Source organism: Streptomyces sp. NPDC023541 (assembly GCF_055559995.1).
The window spans coordinates 177,752-197,482 of the sequence record NZ_JBVHJO010000001.1 but is presented as its reverse complement, the minus strand read 5'-3'; the positions used below and the strand labels follow the sequence as shown (position 1 = coordinate 197,482).

The window sequence follows — 19,731 nt, the reverse complement described above, 5'->3', positions numbered from 1 at the left end:
CCAGGCGCTGCCGACCGGTCAGGGGCCGGCGGCGGCGCGGCGGACGGAGTCCAGCGCTCGCGTCACGTCGTCGTCGTTCGTCGACCAGTTGCTCACCGAGATGCGCATGACGCGCCGGCCGTGCCAGGTGGATCCGCTGATCCACGTCGTACCGTCGTCGAGCAACCGTGTGAGTACCCGCTCGGTGCGCTCGTCGCCGCCGAAATCGGCGCACACCTGCGTGAACACCACTTCGTTGAGCACCCGGGCGCCGTCGATGGCGGCGATGCCGTCGGCGAACGCACAGGCGTGCCGGCACAGTCGGTCGACGAGTTCGGCGACCCCCGAGCGGCCGAGCGACCTGAGCGCCGCCCACACCGTGAACGCCCTTCCGCGACGGGAGAGCTCGGGGACCGTGTCGACCGGGTCCCCGTGTTCGTGCTGGATGAGGTAGTCGCCGCGCAGACCCATCGCGGCCCGGAGCGCGGACGGGTCGCGCACGACGGCGAGACCACAGTCGTAGGGGACGTTCAGGGTCTTGTGCGCGTCCGTCGCCCACGAATCGGCGTACGCGCAGCCGTCGGTCAGGTGCGCGTACCGCGGAGAGGCGGCCGCCCACAGCCCGAAGGCCCCGTCCACGTGCACCCACGCGTCCGCTTCGCGGGCGGCGCGTACGGTCTCGGCGAAGGGGTCGAATGCGCCGGAGTGGATGTCTCCGGCCTGGAGGATCACGATGGCGGGACCGGGCCCGCCCTGGACCAGGACGCGCCGCAGGGCCTCCGGATCCATGCGCCCCTGGTCGTCGGCCTCCACCAGGGCGGGGGCGCCGAGCCCCAGGTAGCGCAGCGCCAGGTCCACGGCCATGTGCCGGTCCGCGCCGGCGACGGCCCGTACGGGCGGACCTCCGACGAGGCCGTCACGGGCGGCGCTCCAGCCGGAGCGCCTCAACACCTCGTCGCGCGCGGCGGCGAGGCAGGTGAAGTTCGCCATCGTGGCACCGGTGGTGAAGCCGACGCCGCAGTCCTGCGGCAGACCCAGCAGATCGAGCAGCCACGCGCCGGCGACCTCTTCCACCGCCGCGTACGCGGGCGAGGCGGCCCGCATCACGGAGTTCTGGTCCCAGGCGCTGACCAGCCAGTCCGCGGCGAGCGCGGCAGGCTCCGTACCACCGACCACGAACCCGTAGAACCGGCCGCTCGGGAACGCGGTCAGTCCCGGCTCGCAGGCCGTTGCCAGCAGGTCGACGACATCGGCCGGAATGCCGGGGGCATCGGGCAGTTCGGTCCCGAGCGCGCGCACGATCTCGTCGACCGAAGCGCGTGCGGGAACCGGCCGCTCGGACAGGCTCGCCAGCCACCGGACGGCATGCTCGTGCGCCCGCCGGAGCGCGGCCTCGCGCGCGTCCATACTTCGGACTATGGGACAGGAGCCGCCGCCCCGCAAGCCGCGGCTCGTACGTACGTTCTCCCTCGGTGGCGGTCCGTTCGGATCCGGGCGGTCGGTCGGCGCCGGTCAGTGCTGGACGGCGGTGTGGTCGAGGCCGCCCAGGGCGGCGCCCCAGGGGAAGGGGGTGGCGTCGGCGGCGGTGGTGTCGTGCTGGAGGAGCTGGACCCCTGCGTTCCGCAGCGTGGTGAGGGAGGTCTCGTACTGGGGGTGCGCGGCGAGGGCGCTGTTGGTGCACGAAATGGCGGTGACGGGGGTGCCGTTGCCGAGGGCTTCGGCGGCGAGGCCGATGGCGAGCCGGTCGGTGAGGCCCAGGGCCCAGGCGTTGACGGTGTTGAAGGTGGCGGGAGCGTAGAGGAGCGCGTCGGGGGTCGGCCACTGGTCCGGTTCGCCGGGCAGCTGGTACTGCCAGAGGACCGGGTGGCCGGTGAGTGCGGCCAGTCCGTCGAGGCTCTCCGCGAGCCAGTGTGCGGCGGTGGGGGTGAGCCCGAGGCAGACGTTCCAGCCGCGGGCCTGGGCGTCTTCGATGACGTGGGCGACGTCGAACACGGGTGGCGCGGCGGAGCAGAGCAGATAGAGGGTCTTCGTGGTCATGCGGCAATATGATCATATCGCTTGACCTCAAGTGTGGTTGAGGGAGCAAGATCGAGTCCATGGACACCGCACGGAGCGAACTCCTCCGGGGGGCCCTGGGCGGAGTTCGGCGCCCCTGTCGCAGCGCAACCGCCGGTGGGGGACAGTGGAGCTGTGGTCGATGTCGACGCGGTGGCAGCCGAGCTGTACGGGCTCAGGCCGGAGGAGTTCACGGCCGTCCGGGACGCTCACGCGGCCACCGCGCGCAAGGCGGGGCAGCGGGCAGAAGCGAAACGCATCGCCGCCCTGCGCAAGCCCACGCTCGCGGTGTGGGCCGCGAACCGGCTCGCCCGTGCCGACGCAGACCAGGCCCAGCACCTGCTGGAACTGGGCCGGGATCTGCGTGAGGCGCACCGGACCCTGTCGGGCCAGGACTTGCGCAAGCTGTCCCACCAGCAGCACGTGGTCATCGCGGCGATGGCCGGCGAGGCCCGTCGCCTGGCCGGCGAAGCGGGGCAGGACCTTTCCGCCGGGGTACAGCGGGAGGTCGAGCAGATCCTGCGCAGCGTCCTCGCCGACCCCGAGGCGGCCGACACCTGGGCGCGCGGAGTACTGGACAAGACGCCGTCCCCGGCCGTCGGCTTCGCCGAGGTGGCACCCGCACCGGGTACGGCGCCGCGACCGCAGCAACCCGAGCCCGAGACCGGGCCGCAGCGGCAGCCGGAACCGAACCCGAAGGCCGACATGCAGGAGGCGGAGCGGACGAGCCGGGAGGCCGAGCTGGCCGAGGAGGCCCTGGCGCTGGCGGAGACGGAGCGGGAACGGGCCCGCACCGGCCTCGGCGCGCTCGACGAGCAGATCGCACAGCTGGAGGAGCGGCTGGACCGCGCCCGAGCGGAGCGCGAGCGACTCGCGGCCGCCGCGGAGGCCGCCGAACGCAGCCACCGAGAGGCCGTGCGGGAGGCGAAAAGGGCCCGCACGGCGGCCCGGAAGGCCCGGCGCAGCTGACCGGACCGCGCCTCAGTTCAGGGGTGTACGGCCAGTCCGCACAGGCCGATCCCGTTCCGAGAGGCGTGCCGCCACAGGCGCATCGGGCCGTCGAGGACCCCGCTCCTCGCGTCGGGTGCAGGAGAGCCAGTCCTGGGAGTCCGCCGCGGCGCGTTCGACCGGCTGAAGGACAGCGCGCGCCCCACGGCCCCCAGGTGCTGCCGGACCTGAGCGGAGGTCAGCAGGGGGTACCCGCACCAGCCCGGCAGGAGGGCCGCTCGGGCGGACCGATGGCATGGAGGAAGGACGCGACCGGGTACTCCTCGAAGTGCACGGAGATGAACACGTGCTCCTGCGCCTGCTCGGCCCACACGTGTCCTTCCCCTCGGCCCTGCGGGCCCGGGGAGGCCCCATGGCGCCAGACCCCGCTCCTGATCCCGCCTGATAGACGGGACACCCCGTAGGGTCCTACGCATGATCATGAAGACTGAGTTCAGCGACGCCTTCCTGCTGGAAGCCGAACGGCATGCGGCGTGGGGGGCCGCACAACTGGAGGCCCTGACCGCGTTCATGCCGGCGGGACCCTGGACCGCGGACCTGGAGGCGTGTCTGTACCGGCAGGGCGATCTGCAACTCCGGGTCGCCGTGCTCGGCACGTACGACTTCCGCGAGCGGTCCTGGATGTGGGGCTGGGCCAACCCGGGGCTCCGCGGCAGCGAGGCCGTCGCCCTGACCGGCGCGATCGAGCGCTATGGACGGGCCCACGGGATCGCCGAGTTCACCGAGGAGGTCCTGGACCTGTCCGGCTTCGAGGACCCCCGCCGGGCCGCGGAGACGCTGGCCTTCGCGGGCATGGGTGTGGCCGAGGCGCCCGGGTACCTGGGCCTTCCGGCGGGGCCGGACAGCCAGGTCTACTTTCTGCCGGACGATCCGCAGGTCCCGCGGGCCGGCCTGGACGCGGTGTCGCTGCCGCGCCAACTCGTCACCGGAGCCGGCCTGATCGGCCGTTCTGCCCGGCGGGTGGTCACCGGCTATCTGGAGCACCACGGCCTGCCGTCCCGGGAGGACGGGCGCCTGATCCGGACCGACCTTCCCGGCGGCAGCGCGGCGGAGATCGAGTTCGACGACGCGGGCCGCATCGCCGCCGTACGCCTTACCGCGGTCTGACCGACGGACCGCAGACGCCGGGTCCTGTACGCACCCCACCCCGCCGCAGCCGCCCTCGGGCGGCCCCCCTCGCGGACCCTCCCCAGGACGCCGCCGGGCCTCCGTGCCCGGTTTCCGGACCGCGCCGACCGGCCTGCCCGCCCCGCCGCCCGCCGCGGCGGGGCACCCGGGCCGGTCGCTCCGGCCAAGTTGCGCAGCGTGCCTCTCGGGCCGTCAGTCCCGGCCGCTCCGGCGGCCCGCCGCCCCACCTGCGTCGCGACGTACCGCGGCCCGGCCCGGCGGGCATGGAACGCCAGGGTCGGCTGCGCCTGCTGGGGAGGGAGTCGACCTCGCCCGCCCCACCGAACCGGGCCATTCCGGTCCATCATGGGCATCACCGCCGGTCGGGTGGGAGGCCTCCGGCCGTCGCGGCCGGATACGCGCCGTCGTAGCGGAATTCGGCCACTGGACGGGTGCGCGCAGCGTGTCGGGGCGGTTGTCCATATCCCGTCCTGTCGCCGCACCGGCCCCCGTGGTGGCATGTGCATGCCGAAATCGGATCGGCGGCCCCCGATGAATGGAGAAACAAGGATGTTGCTCCGCAGGCTGACGGTCGGCGCGGCGGTGGTGGCGTTGTCCACCCTGGCGATGCCGGCACAGGCCCACGACGTCACGTATCCACCCGGGAGAATCACGGTCGACGTCGTCGGCGTGAACGGTTCGGGATGTCCGCAGGGAACGGCGAGCGTCGCCGCCGCCTCCGACAACACCTCCTTCACGGTCACGTACAGCGACTACCTTGCCCAGACCGGCGCCGGCTCCGGCGGGACCGATTTCCGCAAGAACTGCCAGCTCGCCCTCCAGATCCACGTGCCGCAGGGCTTCACGTACGCCATCGCCCGGGCGGACTACCGCGGCTTCGCCCACCTCCAGCGCGGGGCCTACGGCCAGGAGCGCGCCAACTACTACTTTCAGGGCATGGCTCAGACGACCCGCAGAACCCACCAGTTCAACGGCCCCTATTCCGACAACTGGCAGGCGAGCGACCAGACGGAGTACGCCGACCTGGTCTGGGCGCCGTGCGGCGAGGAGCGCAACCTCAACGTCAACAGCGAACTGCGCGTGTACGCCGGAACATCGAGCCCGCAGGCCCTGAGCTTCATGAGCATGGACTCCACGGACGGCAGCGTCAGCACGGTCTACCACTTCGCGTGGAAGGAATGTCCTGCGGTCTGACACGGCGTGAGCCCTCGGAACCAGCACATCACGGTCAGGAGTGACAACGATGTCCCATTCCTTGCCCCGCACCCTGTTCACCGGCGCCGCGGCCGCGGCACTGATCGCCACGGCGACCCCGGCCGGAGCCGCCGGTCCCACCCCGCAGATCACCGCACCGCCCGACAAGATCGTGATCGAACTCGCCACGGTGAACGGGTCCGGCTGTCGGGAGGGCACCGCGGAAGTGGCCGTCGCCCCCGACAACACTGCCTTCACCGTCACCTACAGTGACTACCTGGCCCAGGTCGGGCCCGGCGCGCCGCCGACCGGATTCCGCAAGAACTGCCAGCTCAATCTGCGGGTCCACGTTCCCTCGGGATTCACCTACGCCATTGTCCAGGCGGACTACCGCGGATTCGCATTCCTCCAGCCGGGCGCCTGGGGTCAGGAGAAGGCGAACTACTACTTCCAGGGAATGCCGCAGACCACCCAGCGCACCCATCAGTTCAACGGCCCGCTCAATGACAACTGGCAGGCGACCGACAGGACGGAGTACGCGGATCTCGTCTGGGCGCCGTGCGGTGAGAAACGCAATTTCAACATCAATACCGAACTGCGCGTCAACGCGGGCACGTCCAACCCCCAGACGGCCACCAGCTTCATGACGATGGACTCCACCGACGCGAGCGTGAGCACGCTCTACCACCTCGCCTGGCAGGCCTGCCCGGCTCCCCGGCCCCGTCCGAGCCAGGTCGGTCCGTAGGGCCGGCATCCTGAGCGGACCGCCGAGTGAGACACAACGGCGGTACGGGCTCCGCGGCCCGTACCGCCGTGCGCGTGGCCCGCTCAGGCGGTGCGCCGCGTCCCCGACGGGAAGTGGGCGCGTGCCTCGGGCGGGTACATGGGGACGACGGCGGCCGCGGCCGGCACATCGGGCAGGGCGTTGACGACGGCCCACCAGGCGGGGTCGATCCCGTCCATGCCGAGCCCGCCGACCCGCAAGGCCAGGAACACCGCACCCACGACCGTCAGCACCGCCCGGGCCCACCCCGCCCGGCCCGCATCCGGGCCGCCACGACCAGCCACGAGCCCAGGAGCACGGCCGGCACACCCGCCGACCGGGCGAGTTGGGTGGTGGCGGCGCTCCGCCCGGCGAACCCGGTCAGCTCCTCCAGGCCGGTGGGCGCTACCACGAACACCCCCAACACCCAGACCAGACCTCCGCCGCGACGGCCGCCAGGGTGAGTGCCCACGCCGCCTCCACCTGCTTCGGGCGCCCTGGGCCCGCGCTGCCGGTACCTGCCTTCATGGGGGCCCCCTCCCGGTCACGCCCCGTGGGAGTGCGAACGGGACGCCGAGGTTCCCCCGTCCACCACGCGCGTGCGCGGCACCGGTGATCGGTTAGGTTGGCGCCATGTCCGAACTGCGAACCGAACGCCTGGTCCTGCGCGAGTGGCGGGACTCCGACCTGCGACCCTGGGCGGCGATGAACGCCGACCCCGACGTCCGCGAACACTTCGACGGAGTACTCACCCGCGAGCAGAGCGAGGCGTCCGCGGCCCGCTTCCAGGCCGCCATCGAGCAGCGGGGCTGGGGCTGGTGGGCCGTCGAGGTGCGGGACACCGGCGAGTTCATCGGCTTCACGGGACTGGACCCGGTGGACGAGGACATGCCCTTCACGGGGGTGGAGGCAGGCTGGCGGCTGGCCCGCTCGGCCTGGGGACACGGCTTCGCCACCGAGGCCGCCCTCGCCGCCGTGGCCTTCGGATTCGACACCCTCGCACTGCCCGAGCTCCTCGCGGTGACCACGGCCGGCAACCTCCGTTCCCAGGCGGTGATGCGCCGCATCGGGATGACCCGTGACCCGGCCGACGACTTCGACGACCTCACCGTGCCCGACGGACCGCTGCGCCCGAGCGTGGTGTACCGGCTCCGGGCAGAGAGCCGCCACCCCGCCGGGAGGTGACCGGCGCAGGACGGCGCATCCGCGCACGCGGCCGCCCCGACAGGAGCCGCCCCTTCGCCACGGTCGGCGGTCCAAGGCGGCTGACCTGCGCGGGAGACGGCGACACCGGGACGGGGGCTCTGTACGGCCGCGGCCCGGGGCGGGTTACCGTATCCCTTCATTCGAGGGGGAAACAGAGATGTCGCACAACACGGGGTGGGCGCAACACCCGGGACAGCCCATGCCACAGTGGGGAGGCGGCTGGGTGCCGCCGTCGGCGCCGAAACCGGGCGTCATACCCCTCCAGCCGCTCAGCGTGGGCGACATACTCGGCGGCGCCTTCTCGGCCTTCCGCCGAAACTGGAAGGCCTTGGTCGGCATCGTCCTCGCCGTACAGGGCATCGGAATCCTGCTCGTGACCCTCGCGATCGGCATCGCCGTCGCGGTCGTGCACGACCGGTTCTCCGCCGTCTTCGACCTCGGGCCGGGGGAAACCGCCGCCCCCGACGACGTGATGGCCCTGCTCCTGGCCTTCGTACCGGCCGCGGTGCTCCTCATGGTCACGTTGACGGTCGGCGCGGCGATGATCAGCGCGCTGGGCCCGGCCGTGGTCCAGGAGGCCGTCGTCGGCCGCACCACGACGTTCGGCGCGATGTGGCGCCGCTGCTGGTCCCGGCTGCCGGCGGTGCTCGGCACCGTGCTGCTCGCCGGGCTGATCGCGGGTGGCCCGATGCTGCTCGTCTATGCGGTCTGCGTGCCGCTGGTCATCATGTCCGCCGACGGATCCGGGCCGCCGGCCGCACTGTTCGTGCTGATCCCGGGCGTCCTGGTCTGCCTGCCCCTCTCGGTGTGGCTCGCGACGCGCCTCGGCCTCGCGCCCGCCGTCGCCGTGTGCGAGGGACTCGGGACCGTCGCGGCGCTGCGGCGCTCCGCCCAGTTGGTCAAGGACGGCTGGTGGCGCGTGTTCGGCATCTCCATGCTGGGCTATTTCGTGGCGATGGCCGTGGGCTACGCCATCCAGATGCCGTTCAGCTTCATCGGGATGGCGGCGTTCCTGCCGAGCATGCTGGAGGCGGGCGACGGTAGCGCGGACCCGAGCGTGGCGATCGTCGGACTCGGCGTGTACGTGATCTGCACCGTGATCGGCGGCCTGGCCGGCGGGATCTTCCAGTTCGGCTTCCCGCCGCTGGTCCTGGCCCTGCTCTACGTCGACCTGCGGATCCGCAAGGAGAACCTCGCGGAGTCCCTGATCGCAGCGGCGATTCCGACCGACGCCCCGGCCCCGCCCCCGGCGGCGGCTCCGGCACCCGACCAGCCATGACAGTGCCCGCTCAGCACGGAGGATGACCGCCCGACCGACAGGGCCGTCGCCCCCCGACGCACGTTCCCGGCCGGCGACATGACTTCCGCCGGCGACCGCGGTGCCGCCCTAGACCTTGGGCGGCACCGCACCCGTCTCGGTGTCAGACATCGAACGCATCATGCGCCACCTCCTCCCCGCAGGGTCATTTCCTGAAGTGCCCACGGAAGCCATCCGACCCATCGGGGTGACGGGAGCGGTCGGCTGATCGATCGGCTTCGCCAGTACAGCGACGGGGAGATTTTTCGTCAACACTTTTCACAAGGATTGAAGAAACTCCGAGTTCACAGCCTTGGCACGCAGATGACGTCCCATCCGGCCTTCGATTCGTGAACGCTCAAGCCCTTGACGGCCTCCCCGCTGGGCAGTTCACTCACGCTTCGATCCCCCGGATCCACGACGTCAGGAGCACCCCCACATGCCTCCACGCCCCAGGCCGTCCCTCGCCGCGGCCCTCGCCACCGCGCTGGTGGCCGCCCTCCTCGTGCTGCTGCCCGGCAGTACGACCGCCCAGGCGGCGCCCGTTCTGCTCTCGCAGGGGAAGCCGGCCACCGCCTCCAGCATCGAAGGCGCCGGCACCCCCGCCTCTGCCGCCGTCGACGGTGACAACGGCACCCGCTGGTCGAGCCGGTTCGCCGACCCGCAGTGGATACAGGTCGACCTCGGCGCCGCTGCCCAGCTGAGCCAGGTGGTGCTGCACTGGGAGACCGCCCACGCCCGCGCGTACCGGATCGAACTGTCCACGGACGGATCGAACTGGACCACGGCCCACTCCACCGCCGCCGGCACCGGAGGGGTGCAGACCCTCGACATCACCGGCACCGCCCGCCACGTGCGGGTGTACGGGACCCAGCGCGCCACCGCCTGGGGCTACTCGCTCTGGGAGTTCCAGGTCTACGGGACCACCGACACCGGCCCCACCCTCCCGGGCGGCGGCGACCTCGGTCCGAACGTGATCGTCTTCGACCCCTCCACCCCGGGCATCCAGGCCCGGCTCGACCAGGTCTTCCAACAGCAGGAGTCCGCGCAGTTCGGTTCCGGCCGCTACCAGTTCCTGTTCAAGCCCGGAACCTACAACGGCCTCAACGCCCAGATCGGCTTCTACACGGCCGTCTCCGGCCTCGGCCTGAGCCCGGACGACACCACCATCAACGGTGACGTGACCGTCGACGCCGGCTGGTTCAACGGCAACGCCACCCAGAACTTCTGGCGCTCCGCCGAGAACCTCGCCCTCAACCCGGTCAACGGCACCGACCGCTGGGCCGTCTCCCAGGCCGCGCCGTTCCGCCGGATGCACGTCAGAGGAGGCCTCAACCTCGCCCCCAACGGCTACGGCTGGGCCTCAGGCGGATACATCGCCGACTCCAAGATCGACGGTCAGGTGGGCAACTACTCGCAGCAGCAGTGGTACACCCGCGACAGCTCGATCGGCGGCTGGTCCAACGGCGTCTGGAACCAGGTCTTCTCCGGCACCCAGGGCGCACCCGCGCAGGGCTTCCCGAACCCGCCGTACACCACCCTGGACACCACTCCGGTCTCCCGCGAGAAGCCCTTCCTGTACCTCGACGGCGACGACTACAAGGTGTTCGTGCCCGCCAAGCGGGTCAACGCGCGCGGCACCTCATGGGGCAACGGGACCGCCCCGCAGGGCAGCTCCGTCCCGCTCAGCCAGTTCTACGTGGTCAAGCCGGGCGCGAGTGCCGCGACGATCAACCAGGCGCTGGCGCAGGGCCTGCACCTGCTCTTCACCCCGGGCGTCTACCACGTCGACCGGACCATCCAGGTCAACCGGCCCGGCACCGTGGTCCTGGGTCTCGGCCTCGCCACCATCGTCCCGGACAACGGGGTGACCGCCATGAAGGTCGGCGACGTCGACGGGGTGCGCCTGGCCGGATTCCTGATCGACGCCGGACCTGTCAACTCGCCCTCACTGCTGGAGGTCGGCCCCGCCGGCACCACCACCGACCACGCCGCCGACCCGACCACCGTGCAGGACGTGTTCATCCGCGTCGGCGGCGCCGGACCTGGCAGGGCCACCCTCGGCATGGTCGTCAACAACCACGACACGATCGTCGACCACACCTGGATCTGGCGGGCCGACCACGGCGACGGAGTCGGCTGGGAGACCAACCGCTCCGACTACGGCTTCCGCGTCAATGGCGACGACGTACTGGCCACCGGGCTGTTCGTGGAGCACTTCAACAAGTACGACGTGCAGTGGAACGGCGAACGCGGCCGGACGATCTTCTTCCAGAACGAGAAGGCCTACGACGCCCCCAACCAGGCGGCGATCCAGAACGGCTCCGTCAAGGGCTACGCCGCCTACCAGGTGGCCGACTCCGTCAACGTCCACGAGGGCTGGGGACTGGGCAGCTACTGCTACTACAACGTCGACCCGACGATCCGTCAGGAGCACGGCTTCCAGGCGCCGGTCAAGCCGGGCGTGAGGTTCCACGACCTGCTGGTGGTCTCGCTCGGCGGCAACGGCCAGTACGAGCACGTGATCAACGGCACGGGAGCCCCTACGTCGGGCACCTCCACCGTCCCCTCCACGATCGTCTCCTTCCCCTGACCCCCTGACCCCCTGACGGCGCTGCGGGGCGGCCGGAGCCGCCCCGCAGCGCACTGCCCGCAGCCGCTGTCACCCGGTCCGATGGGCGGCGATGATCCCGGCGTAGTGGCGGCCGCTCGACTTGACCGTGCGCCGCTGGGTGGCGTAGTCGACGTGGACCAGGCCGAAGCGCTTGTCGTAGCCGTAGGCCCACTCGAAGTTGTCCAGCAGAGACCAGGCGTAGTAGCCCGCCACCGGCGCCCCCCTGCGGGCCGCCCGGGCACAGGCGGCGAGATGGGCCGCCAGGTAGGCGGTCCGTTCCGGATCGTGCACGGTGCCGTCCGGGGCGACGGTGTCGGGGTAGGCCGAGCCGTTCTCGGTGATGTGGACGGGCCCGGCGCCGTACTCCAGGTGCAGCCGCATGATCAGGGTCTCGAGACCGCCGGCGTCGACCTCCCAGTCCATGCCGGTGCGGTGGACGCCGGGGCGCGCGACCTGCCGGGCGTACGGGGCCGGACCGTCCGGATCGGCGGTGACGACCTGCGGGAAGTAGTAGTTGAGGCCGATCCAGTCCAGCGGAGCGGCGATGGCGGTGAGGTCCCCGGCGCGCTCGGGGAGGTCGACCCGGTACACGTCGCGCATGTCGGCGGGGAAGCCGCGGCCGTGGACCGGGTCCAGCCACCAGCGGTTGACGTGGCCGTCCATACGGCGGGCGGCGGCCAGGTCGGCCTCGCGGGGGGTCGCGGGCGCGACGGTGGAGAGGTTGTTCACGATGCCGATCCGGGCGCCGGGCGCGGCAGCGCGCACGGCGCGGGCGGCGAGCCCGTGCCCCAGGAGGAGGTGGTAGGAGGCCCGGACGGCGGCGGTCAGGTCGGTCAGCCCGGGGGCCATCCGGCCCTCCAGATGGCCGATCCAGGCGGAGCACAGCGGCTCGTTGAGGGTGGCCCACTGGGTGACGCGGTCACCGAGGCGCGCGGCCACGAGCCCCGCGTACGAGGCGAAGTGCTCGGCGGTCTCCCGTACGGGCCAGCCCCCGCGGTCCTGGAGGGCCTGCGGCAGGTCCCAGTGGTAGAGGGTGACGGAGGGCTGGATGCCGGCGGCGAGGAGCCCGTCGACGAGGCGGTCGTAGAAGTCCAGGCCCCTGGGGTTGGCCGGGCCGTCGCCGCCGGGGACGACGCGCGGCCAGGCGACGGAGAGCCGGTAGGCGTTGGTGCCCAGCTCCCGCATCAGGGCGATGTCCTCGGGCCAGCGGTGGTAGTGGTCGCAGGCGGTGTCACCGGTGTGGCCGCCGTCGACGGCGCCGGGGACACGGGAGAAGGTGTCCCAGATGGACGGGCCCCGGCCGTCCTCGGCGACGGCTCCCTCGATCTGGTAGGCGGAGGTGGCGGTGCCCCAGAGGAAGTCGCGGGGCAGCGCACCGACGTCGACGGCGTCCACGCCGGTGTCGGGGAGGCTTTCGGAGAGGGTCATTTGACGGCTCCTGCCGTGAGTCCGGCCACCAAGTACTTCTGGAGCAGAAGGAATCCGGCGACGACGGGGATGCTGACGACGAGCGAGGCGGCCATGATCTGGTTCCAGTAGACGTCGTTCTGCGTGGAGTAGCCCTGGAGGCCGACCGCCAGCGTGCGGGTGGTGTCGTTGGTCATGACGGAGGCGAAGAGGACCTCGCCCCAGGCCGTCATGAAGGCGTAGACGGCGACGGCGACGATGCCGGGCACCGCTGCGGGCACCACCACGCGGAAGAGGGCGCCGAGGGGCCCGCAGCCGTCGACGGTGGCCGCCTCGTCGAGGTCGCGCGGCACCGAGTCGAAGTAGCCGATCAGCATCCAGATGGAGAAGGGGAGGGAGAAGGTGAGGTAGGTGAGGATCAGCGCGCCGCGGGATCCGTAGAGGGCGATTCCGGTGGCGTTGCCGATGTTCACGAAGATCAGGAAGAGGGGGAGGAGGAAGAGGATCCCGGGGAACATCTGGGTGGAGAGCACCGTCAGGGTGAACAGGCGCTTGCCGCGGAAGCGGTGGCGGCTCACGGCGTAGGCCGCGAAGACGGCGATGACGACGGACGCCACGGTGGCGGTGCCCGCCACGATCAGCGAGTTCACCAGGTACTTGGCGAGCGGGACGGTGTGCCAGATGTCGGTGTAGGGGCGCAGCGTGAGCCCACTCGGGATCCACCGGAACCGTCCGGTGACGTCCTGGAGCGGTTTGAGGGAGCTGGTGACCATCACGAAGACGGGCAGCAGTGTGAAGGCGGCGAGCAGGGTGAGGAATACGGCCCGCAGCGCCCGGAACGAGGCCGGCGGATCGAGCGGGCCGCGGGTGCGGCGGCCGCCGCCCCTGGAGGAGTGCGTACTAGCGGGCATCGGCGTCCTTCCGGCCGCGACCGGTCAGGAGGAGGTACGCGGCGGTGACGAGGAGCAGGAAGAGCAGCAGCAGGACGGACATGGCCGAACCGGTGCCGAAGTTCCAGGTGACGAAGCTCGATTGGTAGATGTGGATGGAGACGAGGTCGGCGGCCTCGGGGGCCGATCTGCCGAAGAGCAGGAAGGGGGTGTTGAAGTCGTTGAAGGTCCACAGGAACAGGACGAGGACCAGGACCTGGTTGACGGCGCCGAGCGAGGGCAGGGTGATGCGCCGGATCTGCTGCCACACGCCGGCGCCGTCGAGCGCCGCGGCCTCGTACAGGTCCCGGGGGATGTTCTGCAGGGCGGCCGTCACGATGAGGAAGGCGAAGGGCCAGCTCTTCCAGACGGAGACGGTCAGCATGGCCCAGAAGCTGTTGTCGCCGATCAGCCAGAAGGTGTGCTCGGCGCCGCCGAGGCCCAGCTGGTCGTGGATGACGTGGTTCACCAGGCCGTTGTCCCGCTGGAACATGAACGCCCAGGTGATGACCGCCGCGTAGGCGGGCAGGGCGTACGGGACGAAGAACAGCGCGCGCAGCAGACCGCGGCCGCGGAAGGAGTGCTGGGTGAAGACGGCGGCCGCGGTCCCCAGCAGCCAGCACAGGGCGACGGACAGGAAGGTGAACAGGCAGGTGGTGAGGAAGGAGTCGAGGAGTGCCTTGCCGACGGGCCGGTTGACGTCGACGGCGAGCTCGTAGTTGTCGAAGCCCGTCCACGGGGCCCGGGACCAGTCCCGGATGAAGAACTGGGTGAGCTTGCGGAAGCTCATCAGGATCCCCATCGCCATCGGGACGAGGTGGACGAGCAGTTCGAGGAGCAGGGCGGGCAGCAGGAGCAGGTAGGGCAGGGCGCCGCGGCGGGCCCGCCCGGGGCGGCGGGGGCCGCCGCCGGACCGGCGGACGCGCGCGATGACGCCTCCGGTCCCGCGCGCGGTGGTCCCGGCCGCGGCGGTGGTGTGGGAGCCGGTCCCGGGTGGGACCGTACTGGGGGCGGAAGTCATGGCCGGCGTCTCAGTTCGCCATCTGCTGCTGGGCCTTGGCGAGCTTGGCCCTGACCGACTCGGTGGTCACCGGCCGGCCCGCCGCGGCATCGGCGAAGAGCTCCTTGACGGCCGTGCCGACGGTGGTCTCGAACTGCGACTCCTCGGGCACCTGGGGGAGCGGGGCGGCGCTGGTGGCGAGCGTGTCGCGCAGTACGGTGAGGTCCTGGTCCGCGAAGGCGGGGTCGCTCTGCGCCGCCTTGACGGGCGGGATGGAGCCGTAGGTCCTGTTGAGCACCTTCTGCTCCTCGTCGCTGGTCATGAACCCCACGAACTTCAGGGCGCCGTCGAGGTTGTCGGTGTTCTTGAAGACGGCCATGTTGATGCCGGCGACCATGGAGTTGACGTTCGCGCCGCTCGCGTCCGTTCCCGGGGCGGCGCCGGCCGGGACCGGGACGGGGGCCGTGCCCCAGTCGCCCTCCTTCATACCGTGGGCCTTGAACGAACCGGCCGCGTTCTGCCACAGCACCATGGCGGTCCGGCCGCTCGCGAAGTCCTGGAGGGACTGGTTCTTGTCGTATTCGGCATTGCCCGGCGCGACGATCCCGTCCTTGGCCATCAGGTCGACGTACTGCTTGACGGCGTCGACGTTGGCAGGGGTGTCGAAGGTGGGCCTGCCGGCGGCGTCGAAGAAGGAACCGCCGTGCTGCCGGGACAGGACGAAGACCTGGTGGATGTTGTTGGCGAGGTTGGCGCCCTCGGCCCCCAGAGCCCACTTGCCGGACTTTCCGTCGCCGCTGATCCTCCGGCCGGTCTCGACGAGCTCGTCCCAGGTGGCGGGCGGCTTGTCGATGCCCGCCTCCTGGAACATCTTCTTGTTGTAGTAGAGGGCGTACGCCATGGAGTAGAGGGGGACGGCGGCCGGGTCCTGGCCGGCGGCCCCGGCCGAGCCCATGGCCGACGCCACGAAGCGGTCCCGGCCTCCGACGGCCTCGAAGTTCTCGGTGTTCCAGGGCAGCAGCGCCCCGGTGGCCTGCAGCGAGGCGGACCAGGTGTTGCCGATGTTCAGGACGTCGGGTCCCTGCCCGGAGGCGGTCGCGGCGAGGATCCGGTTGAGCAGGTCGGACCAGGGGATCACCTCCAGTTTGACCTTGATGCCGGTCCGCTCCTCGAACTTCTTCAGCTCCGGGCCGAGGGCGGCCTGGTCGGCGGCTATGTCGGCGCCCTGGTTGGAGGCCCAGTACGTGAGCTCGCCGGGGGCGGAGTTCGAGCCGGCGCCGTCGGCGGAACCGCCACCGCACCCGGTGGCGGTGGCGAGCAGGGCGGCGACGGTGACGGCTGCGGCCGTGGCTTTGACCGCGGCTCTGGCCGTGGCTGTGGCTGTGGCTGTGCGCATGGCGGCTCGGTCCCTTTCGGAGAGGTCGGGAGGAAGGCCGGTGTCCTGCGGAACGCCTGCCGCGCTGGACCGACCGGTTTGGCCCAGGGCTTAATTTAGGACGTGAGTTAAGCCTCGTGGAAGGGTCGCGTCAAGTGGTCGCGCAAGGGTATGTTGCGAGCGGTGTCACGAGGACGTGACGGTGGAAGGGGCCAGATGACCACAGGGCGAAGCGGACGCACGGTACGGGACCTGCGGCGCGGCAACCGCAGCGCCGTGCTCCAGCGGCTGTACTTCGGGGGCCCGATGAGCCGCCAGGAACTCGGACCGGCCACCGGGCTGAGTTCCGGATCCGTCAGTAACGTCGTCGGCGAACTCGTCGCCGACGGGCTGCTGGAGGAGGCCGGGGTCGTCGACTCGGACGGCGGCCGGCCCCGCACCCTGCTGCGCGTCCGCCCCGGCAGCGCACACATGATCGGCGTCGACGTCGGCGAGACCCGGGTCCGCGTCGAGCTGTTCGACCTCACCCTGACCGAACTCGCCCGCACCGAGATGCCGTTGCTGCCGCGCGGCTGCTACGACGTCGGCCCGATCGTCGACCACGTCAGGACGGGCATCGCCACCGTCCTGGCCGACGCGGAGATCGGCGCGGACCGGCTGCTGGGCGTCGGGGTCGGCGTGCCGGGCATCGTGGACCACGACGCACCGGGCGGATCCGTGGTCCACGGCCAGACGATCGGCTGGGACGCGGTCCCGCTGGAACGGCTGCTGCGGGCCACCGGGGCCCTGCCCGAGGAGGTCCCCTACATCATCGACAACGGCGCGCGCACGCTCGGCCAGGCGGAGATGTGGTTCGGCGCCGGACGGGGCGCCAAGGACGCGGTCGTCGTGCTCTTCGGCTCGGGCGTCGGCGCGAGCCTGATCACCGACGGCTCCCCGGACGGCGGAAGCACCGAGGGCACCCCCCTCGAGTGGGGCCACCTGACCGTCTCCGTGCGCGGCAGGCGCTGCCGTTGCGGCGCGCTGGGCTGTCTGGAGGCATACACGGGCGCGGAGTCACTGCTGGCCCGGTGGGCGGAACGCGGCGGCGGCCCCGGCCGGCCCGGGGCGGTGGACGAGGAGGAGGCCCTCGCGGACCTGCTCGCAGCGGCGCGCGCGGCGGATCCGGTGGCCGTGGAGATCCTGGAGGAGACTGCGGAGTACCTGGGCGCCGGCCTGTCGGACCTGGTCAACCTGTTCCAGCCGGAGCGGATCCTGATCGGCGGCTGGGCGGGCCTGCTGCTCGGCCCCTACATCCTGCCGTCGGTCCGGGAGCACACGACCCGCTACTCGCTGCGCCACCCGGCCGGACGGGTCACGGTGGGCCTCGGTTCGCTGGGACCGGACGCGGTCACGGTCGGCGCGGCCACGCTCCCGCTGTCGGCCTTCTTCGCGACGGGCGGCCGCCGGGCCGCGCCGGAGCCGGCCGCGGAACCCCCGGCCTGGCACGCCTCGCTCTCCACCCGGGCGGGCGGAGCCTGACGGCGCGTACACCCGGCCCGGTCCCGTGCGGCGGGCCGAGCGCCACGCGCGCACGGCCGATCGACGGGACAATTGCCCCATGGCTGACACAGGACTGTCACCGGACGGCGCCGGCTCCCCGGGCGAGGGGCGTTACGGCGAGCGGGTCTTCCGGCCGGACCAGGGAGGCGAGGGCGACCGGATCGACCTCGGAGCCCTCACCTACGACGACACGACCATGGCCCGGCTCCGCACGCTGGGAGCGGGCCCCGGCTGGACCTGCCTGGAGGTGGGAGCGGGAACGGGCACGGTGGCCCGCCGCCTCCTGGAGGAAGCGGGCGTCGCCGAGGTCCTGGCCGTGGACCGCGACGTGCGCTTCCTCGCCGCGCACCCCGTGACCGGACTGACCGTGCTCCAGGCGGACGTCACCGCCGACGACTTCACTCAGGGCGCCTTCCGGCTGGTCCACGCCCGGTTCGTGCTCATGCACCTGCCCTCACCGCAGCGCATGGTCGCCAGGCTGAGCCGGCTTCTCGCACCCGGCGGCGTACTCGTCGTCAGCGACGCGGTCGACCTGACCACGGCCTCCGCGCCCGACACGCCGTACACCCGCGCCATGCGGGCCATGTGGCAGGGGCTGCGCGAGAGCATCGGCACGGACGTCTCCCAAGTGCCGCGTCATCCCGAACTGTTGCGGGAGGCCGGTCTGGAATCCGTGGCGGCCGAGATCCACGTACCGCCCCTCCAGCCGGGCAGCCCGATCAGCAGGTTCTGGGCCGACACCTGGGAACGTGCCCGCGAGGCCATGGTGGGCACCGGCCTGGTCGACGACGGAAAGCTCGACGAGGCCGTGCGCTACCTCGATTCCCCCGGATGCACGGGATTGTCACCGGGCATGCTCACGGCCTGGGGCTGGAAGCGGCCTTGAGCAGGCACTCACGGTCCTCCGTGCTTTCCGCCCGCGGGGCGCGGGCCTCGGGCAGGATACGCACGTGAAGACGACGACGGAGCTGGTGGCGAGGGCGGCCGCGCTGGCCGCGCAGGGCGGCCGGCGGATCCTCGGGGTGGCCGGACCGCCGGGCGCCGGCAAGTCGACCCTCGCCGCCCGGCTGGCCGAAGCGCTCGGTCCGCGCACGGCCGTGGTGGTCCCCATGGACGGGTTCCACCTCGCCCAGGCCGAGCTGCACCGGCTGGGGCGCGCCGACCGCAAGGGCGCCCCGGTCACCTTCGACGCGGCCGGATACGTGTCGCTGCTGCTCCGCCTGCGCGCGCCCGACGGGGCCACGGTCTACGCGCCCGCCTTCGACCGCTCCATCGAGGAGCCGATCGCCGGCAGCATCCCCGTCCCTCCGGACGTACCGCTGGTGATCACCGAGGGGAACTACCTGCTGCACGACGCGGGGGACTGGGCCGGGGTGCGGCCGCTGCTGGACGAGACCTGGTACTGCGCCCCGGACGAGGAGGCACGGGTCCGTCGCCTGGTCGAACGGCATGTGCGCCACGGCAGGGAGCCGGCCGACGCGCGTGCGTGGGTGGCCCGTTCGGACGAGGCGAACGCCCGCCTCATCGCCCGCGGCCGCCACCGTGCCGACCTCGTCGTCGACGCCGGCTGAGGGCGGCCGGGGGCCGTTCGGGGGTGCGGGCGTGGCGGAATGGGGTTGTCCGAATCCGCTGTTAGGGTGACGTGTGCTCGTCAAGGTGAGCGCATTTCGGTTCCTGACATTCCAACGGGGTTCAAACGTGAAGTTTCGTCATGTCCGTGCCATAGCCGTCTTCGGCATCGCCATCGTCGCGCTGACGGGTGCCCGGGGTTCCCACGGCGCCAGCTGTGGCGGAAGCAGCAGCTCCAGCAGCTCCGGCGGCAGCAGCGGTAGCACCACCAGCGGTAGCGGCGGCAGTGACAGCACCAGCGGCACCAGCGGTACGAGCAGCAGCTCCGGAGGCACCACCACCGGCGGTACCAGCAGGGACAAGGCCGAGCGCGACATCAGGATCGACAGCTGCAAGCTGGACAGCTCCGGCAAGAACCTGGTCGCCCGGCTGACCGTCACCAACAGCGGCTCGCTGGACCAGACTTACAGCATCACCATGAAGTTCAACCCGGCCGCCGGCTCCAGCGCGGTCGCGGCCCAGGCCCGGGTGACCGGACTCAAGGTCAAGGCCGGCGCCTCCCAGCAGACCGAGGCCACCACGCCGTACACCGGCAAGGGCGACGGCAGCGAGTACAAGGAGTGCGTCGTCTCCACCGCGTCGAAGAGCTCCCTCTGACACACGGC

General features: G+C 71.8%; 20 protein-coding genes. 11 read left to right on the top strand and 9 right to left on the bottom strand.

Annotation, left to right across the window (positions count from 1 at the left end; all coding sequences use genetic code 11):
• Positions 1-18: 18 nt before the first annotated feature.
• Together ACZ3X1_RS00985 and ACZ3X1_RS00980 are read right to left on the bottom strand one after the other, a co-directional pair.
• Entirely contained in the window at positions 19-1,386 is a 1,368-nt protein-coding gene (locus ACZ3X1_RS00985) for a pyridoxal phosphate-dependent decarboxylase family protein (RefSeq protein ID WP_467275409.1), read from the bottom strand.
• Between the two features lie 105 nt (positions 1,387-1,491).
• Entirely contained in the window at positions 1,492-2,016 is a 525-nt protein-coding gene (locus ACZ3X1_RS00980; protein WP_467275407.1) for a flavoprotein, read from the bottom strand.
• A gap of 153 nt (positions 2,017-2,169) precedes the next feature.
• Here ACZ3X1_RS00980 and ACZ3X1_RS00975 point away from each other — a divergent pair, with 153 nt between their 5' ends.
• The gene (locus ACZ3X1_RS00975) at positions 2,170-3,003 is read left to right on the top strand and encodes a hypothetical protein (RefSeq protein WP_467275405.1); all 834 of its coding nucleotides are present in this window, start codon (positions 2,170-2,172) and stop codon (positions 3,001-3,003) included.
• A 217-nt stretch (positions 3,004-3,220) separates the two neighbouring features.
• On the opposite strand, the gene ACZ3X1_RS00970 is transcribed toward ACZ3X1_RS00975, so the two are convergent.
• Positions 3,221-3,355, bottom strand: a complete 135-nt coding sequence (locus tag ACZ3X1_RS00970) for a hypothetical protein (protein ID WP_467275403.1) — start codon at positions 3,353-3,355, stop codon at positions 3,221-3,223.
• Between the two features lie 101 nt (positions 3,356-3,456).
• Here ACZ3X1_RS00970 and ACZ3X1_RS00965 point away from each other — a divergent pair, with 101 nt between their 5' ends.
• The 3 genes from ACZ3X1_RS00965 (at position 3,457) to ACZ3X1_RS00955 (ending at position 6,109) form a co-directional block, all read left to right on the top strand.
• Positions 3,457-4,149: a DUF6882 domain-containing protein gene (locus tag ACZ3X1_RS00965; RefSeq protein WP_390074421.1), complete on the top strand. Its 693-nt coding sequence runs from the start codon at positions 3,457-3,459 to the stop codon at positions 4,147-4,149.
• A gap of 570 nt (positions 4,150-4,719) precedes the next feature.
• Complete coding sequence (locus ACZ3X1_RS00960) at positions 4,720-5,364, top strand: DUF4360 domain-containing protein (protein ID WP_356813677.1); 645 nt, start codon at positions 4,720-4,722, stop codon at positions 5,362-5,364.
• Between the two features lie 49 nt (positions 5,365-5,413).
• Positions 5,414-6,109, top strand: a complete 696-nt coding sequence (locus tag ACZ3X1_RS00955; protein WP_467275400.1) for a DUF4360 domain-containing protein — start codon at positions 5,414-5,416, stop codon at positions 6,107-6,109.
• Between the two features lie 83 nt (positions 6,110-6,192).
• Here the strand turns inward: ACZ3X1_RS00955 and ACZ3X1_RS00950 are convergent, their stop codons facing one another.
• A complete protein-coding gene (locus ACZ3X1_RS00950; protein ID WP_467275398.1) occupies positions 6,193-6,381 on the bottom strand; it encodes a hypothetical protein in 189 nt (62 codons plus the stop codon).
• Positions 6,375-6,599, bottom strand: a complete 225-nt coding sequence (locus ACZ3X1_RS00945) for a hypothetical protein (RefSeq protein ID WP_467275396.1) — start codon at positions 6,597-6,599, stop codon at positions 6,375-6,377. The genes ACZ3X1_RS00950 and ACZ3X1_RS00945 overlap by 7 nt, the downstream gene beginning before the upstream one ends.
• Before the next feature lie 161 nt (positions 6,600-6,760).
• Between ACZ3X1_RS00945 and ACZ3X1_RS00940 the strand changes: the two genes are divergently transcribed.
• The 3 genes from ACZ3X1_RS00940 to ACZ3X1_RS00930 all read left to right on the top strand — a co-directional run bounded on the left by ACZ3X1_RS00940 (position 6,761) and on the right by ACZ3X1_RS00930 (position 11,223).
• Positions 6,761-7,312 carry a GNAT family N-acetyltransferase gene (locus tag ACZ3X1_RS00940; protein WP_467275394.1) on the top strand — a complete coding sequence of 184 codons (552 nt, stop codon included), beginning with the start codon at positions 6,761-6,763 and terminating at the stop codon, positions 7,310-7,312.
• 220 nt (positions 7,313-7,532) lie between these two features.
• On the top strand, positions 7,533-8,612 hold the full coding sequence (locus ACZ3X1_RS00935) for a DUF7847 domain-containing protein (RefSeq protein ID WP_467275392.1): 1,080 nt from the start codon (positions 7,533-7,535) through the stop codon (positions 8,610-8,612).
• 457 nt (positions 8,613-9,069) lie between these two features.
• Complete coding sequence (locus ACZ3X1_RS00930; protein ID WP_467275390.1) at positions 9,070-11,223, top strand: discoidin domain-containing protein; 2,154 nt, start codon at positions 9,070-9,072, stop codon at positions 11,221-11,223.
• Positions 11,224-11,292: 69 nt separating this feature from the next.
• Here ACZ3X1_RS00930 and ACZ3X1_RS00925 read toward each other — a convergent pair whose 3' ends face one another.
• The 4 genes from ACZ3X1_RS00925 to ACZ3X1_RS00910 are packed head-to-tail and all read right to left on the bottom strand — an operon-like array spanning position 11,293 to position 15,976.
• Entirely contained in the window at positions 11,293-12,672 is a 1,380-nt protein-coding gene (locus ACZ3X1_RS00925; RefSeq protein ID WP_356813670.1) for a GH1 family beta-glucosidase, read from the bottom strand.
• Positions 12,669-13,562, bottom strand: coding sequence for a carbohydrate ABC transporter permease (locus ACZ3X1_RS00920; RefSeq protein ID WP_356813669.1), 894 nt, complete (start codon positions 13,560-13,562; stop codon positions 12,669-12,671). Before ACZ3X1_RS00920 ends, ACZ3X1_RS00925 begins: the two co-directional genes overlap by 4 nt.
• Complete coding sequence (locus tag ACZ3X1_RS00915) at positions 13,552-14,601, bottom strand: carbohydrate ABC transporter permease (protein ID WP_356813668.1); 1,050 nt, start codon at positions 14,599-14,601, stop codon at positions 13,552-13,554. Before ACZ3X1_RS00915 ends, ACZ3X1_RS00920 begins: the two co-directional genes overlap by 11 nt.
• Before the next feature lie 10 nt (positions 14,602-14,611).
• The gene (locus tag ACZ3X1_RS00910) at positions 14,612-15,976 is read right to left on the bottom strand and encodes an ABC transporter substrate-binding protein (RefSeq protein ID WP_467275386.1); all 1,365 of its coding nucleotides are present in this window, start codon (positions 15,974-15,976) and stop codon (positions 14,612-14,614) included.
• A 195-nt stretch (positions 15,977-16,171) separates the two neighbouring features.
• On the opposite strand from ACZ3X1_RS00910, the gene ACZ3X1_RS00905 reads away from it, so the two are divergent.
• The 4 genes from ACZ3X1_RS00905 (at position 16,172) to ACZ3X1_RS00890 (ending at position 19,723) form a co-directional block, all read left to right on the top strand.
• Positions 16,172-17,476 (top strand): ROK family transcriptional regulator, encoded by a 1,305-nt coding sequence (locus ACZ3X1_RS00905; protein ID WP_467275384.1) that lies wholly within the window; start codon positions 16,172-16,174, stop codon positions 17,474-17,476.
• A 79-nt stretch (positions 17,477-17,555) separates the two neighbouring features.
• Positions 17,556-18,383, top strand: coding sequence for a class I SAM-dependent methyltransferase (locus tag ACZ3X1_RS00900; RefSeq protein ID WP_467275382.1), 828 nt, complete (start codon positions 17,556-17,558; stop codon positions 18,381-18,383).
• Positions 18,384-18,447: 64 nt separating this feature from the next.
• Positions 18,448-19,068 (top strand): nucleoside/nucleotide kinase family protein, encoded by a 621-nt coding sequence (locus ACZ3X1_RS00895; protein WP_467275380.1) that lies wholly within the window; start codon positions 18,448-18,450, stop codon positions 19,066-19,068.
• 127 nt (positions 19,069-19,195) lie between these two features.
• Entirely contained in the window at positions 19,196-19,723 is a 528-nt protein-coding gene (locus ACZ3X1_RS00890) for a hypothetical protein (protein ID WP_356813663.1), read from the top strand.
• Positions 19,724-19,731 lie beyond the last annotated feature (8 nt).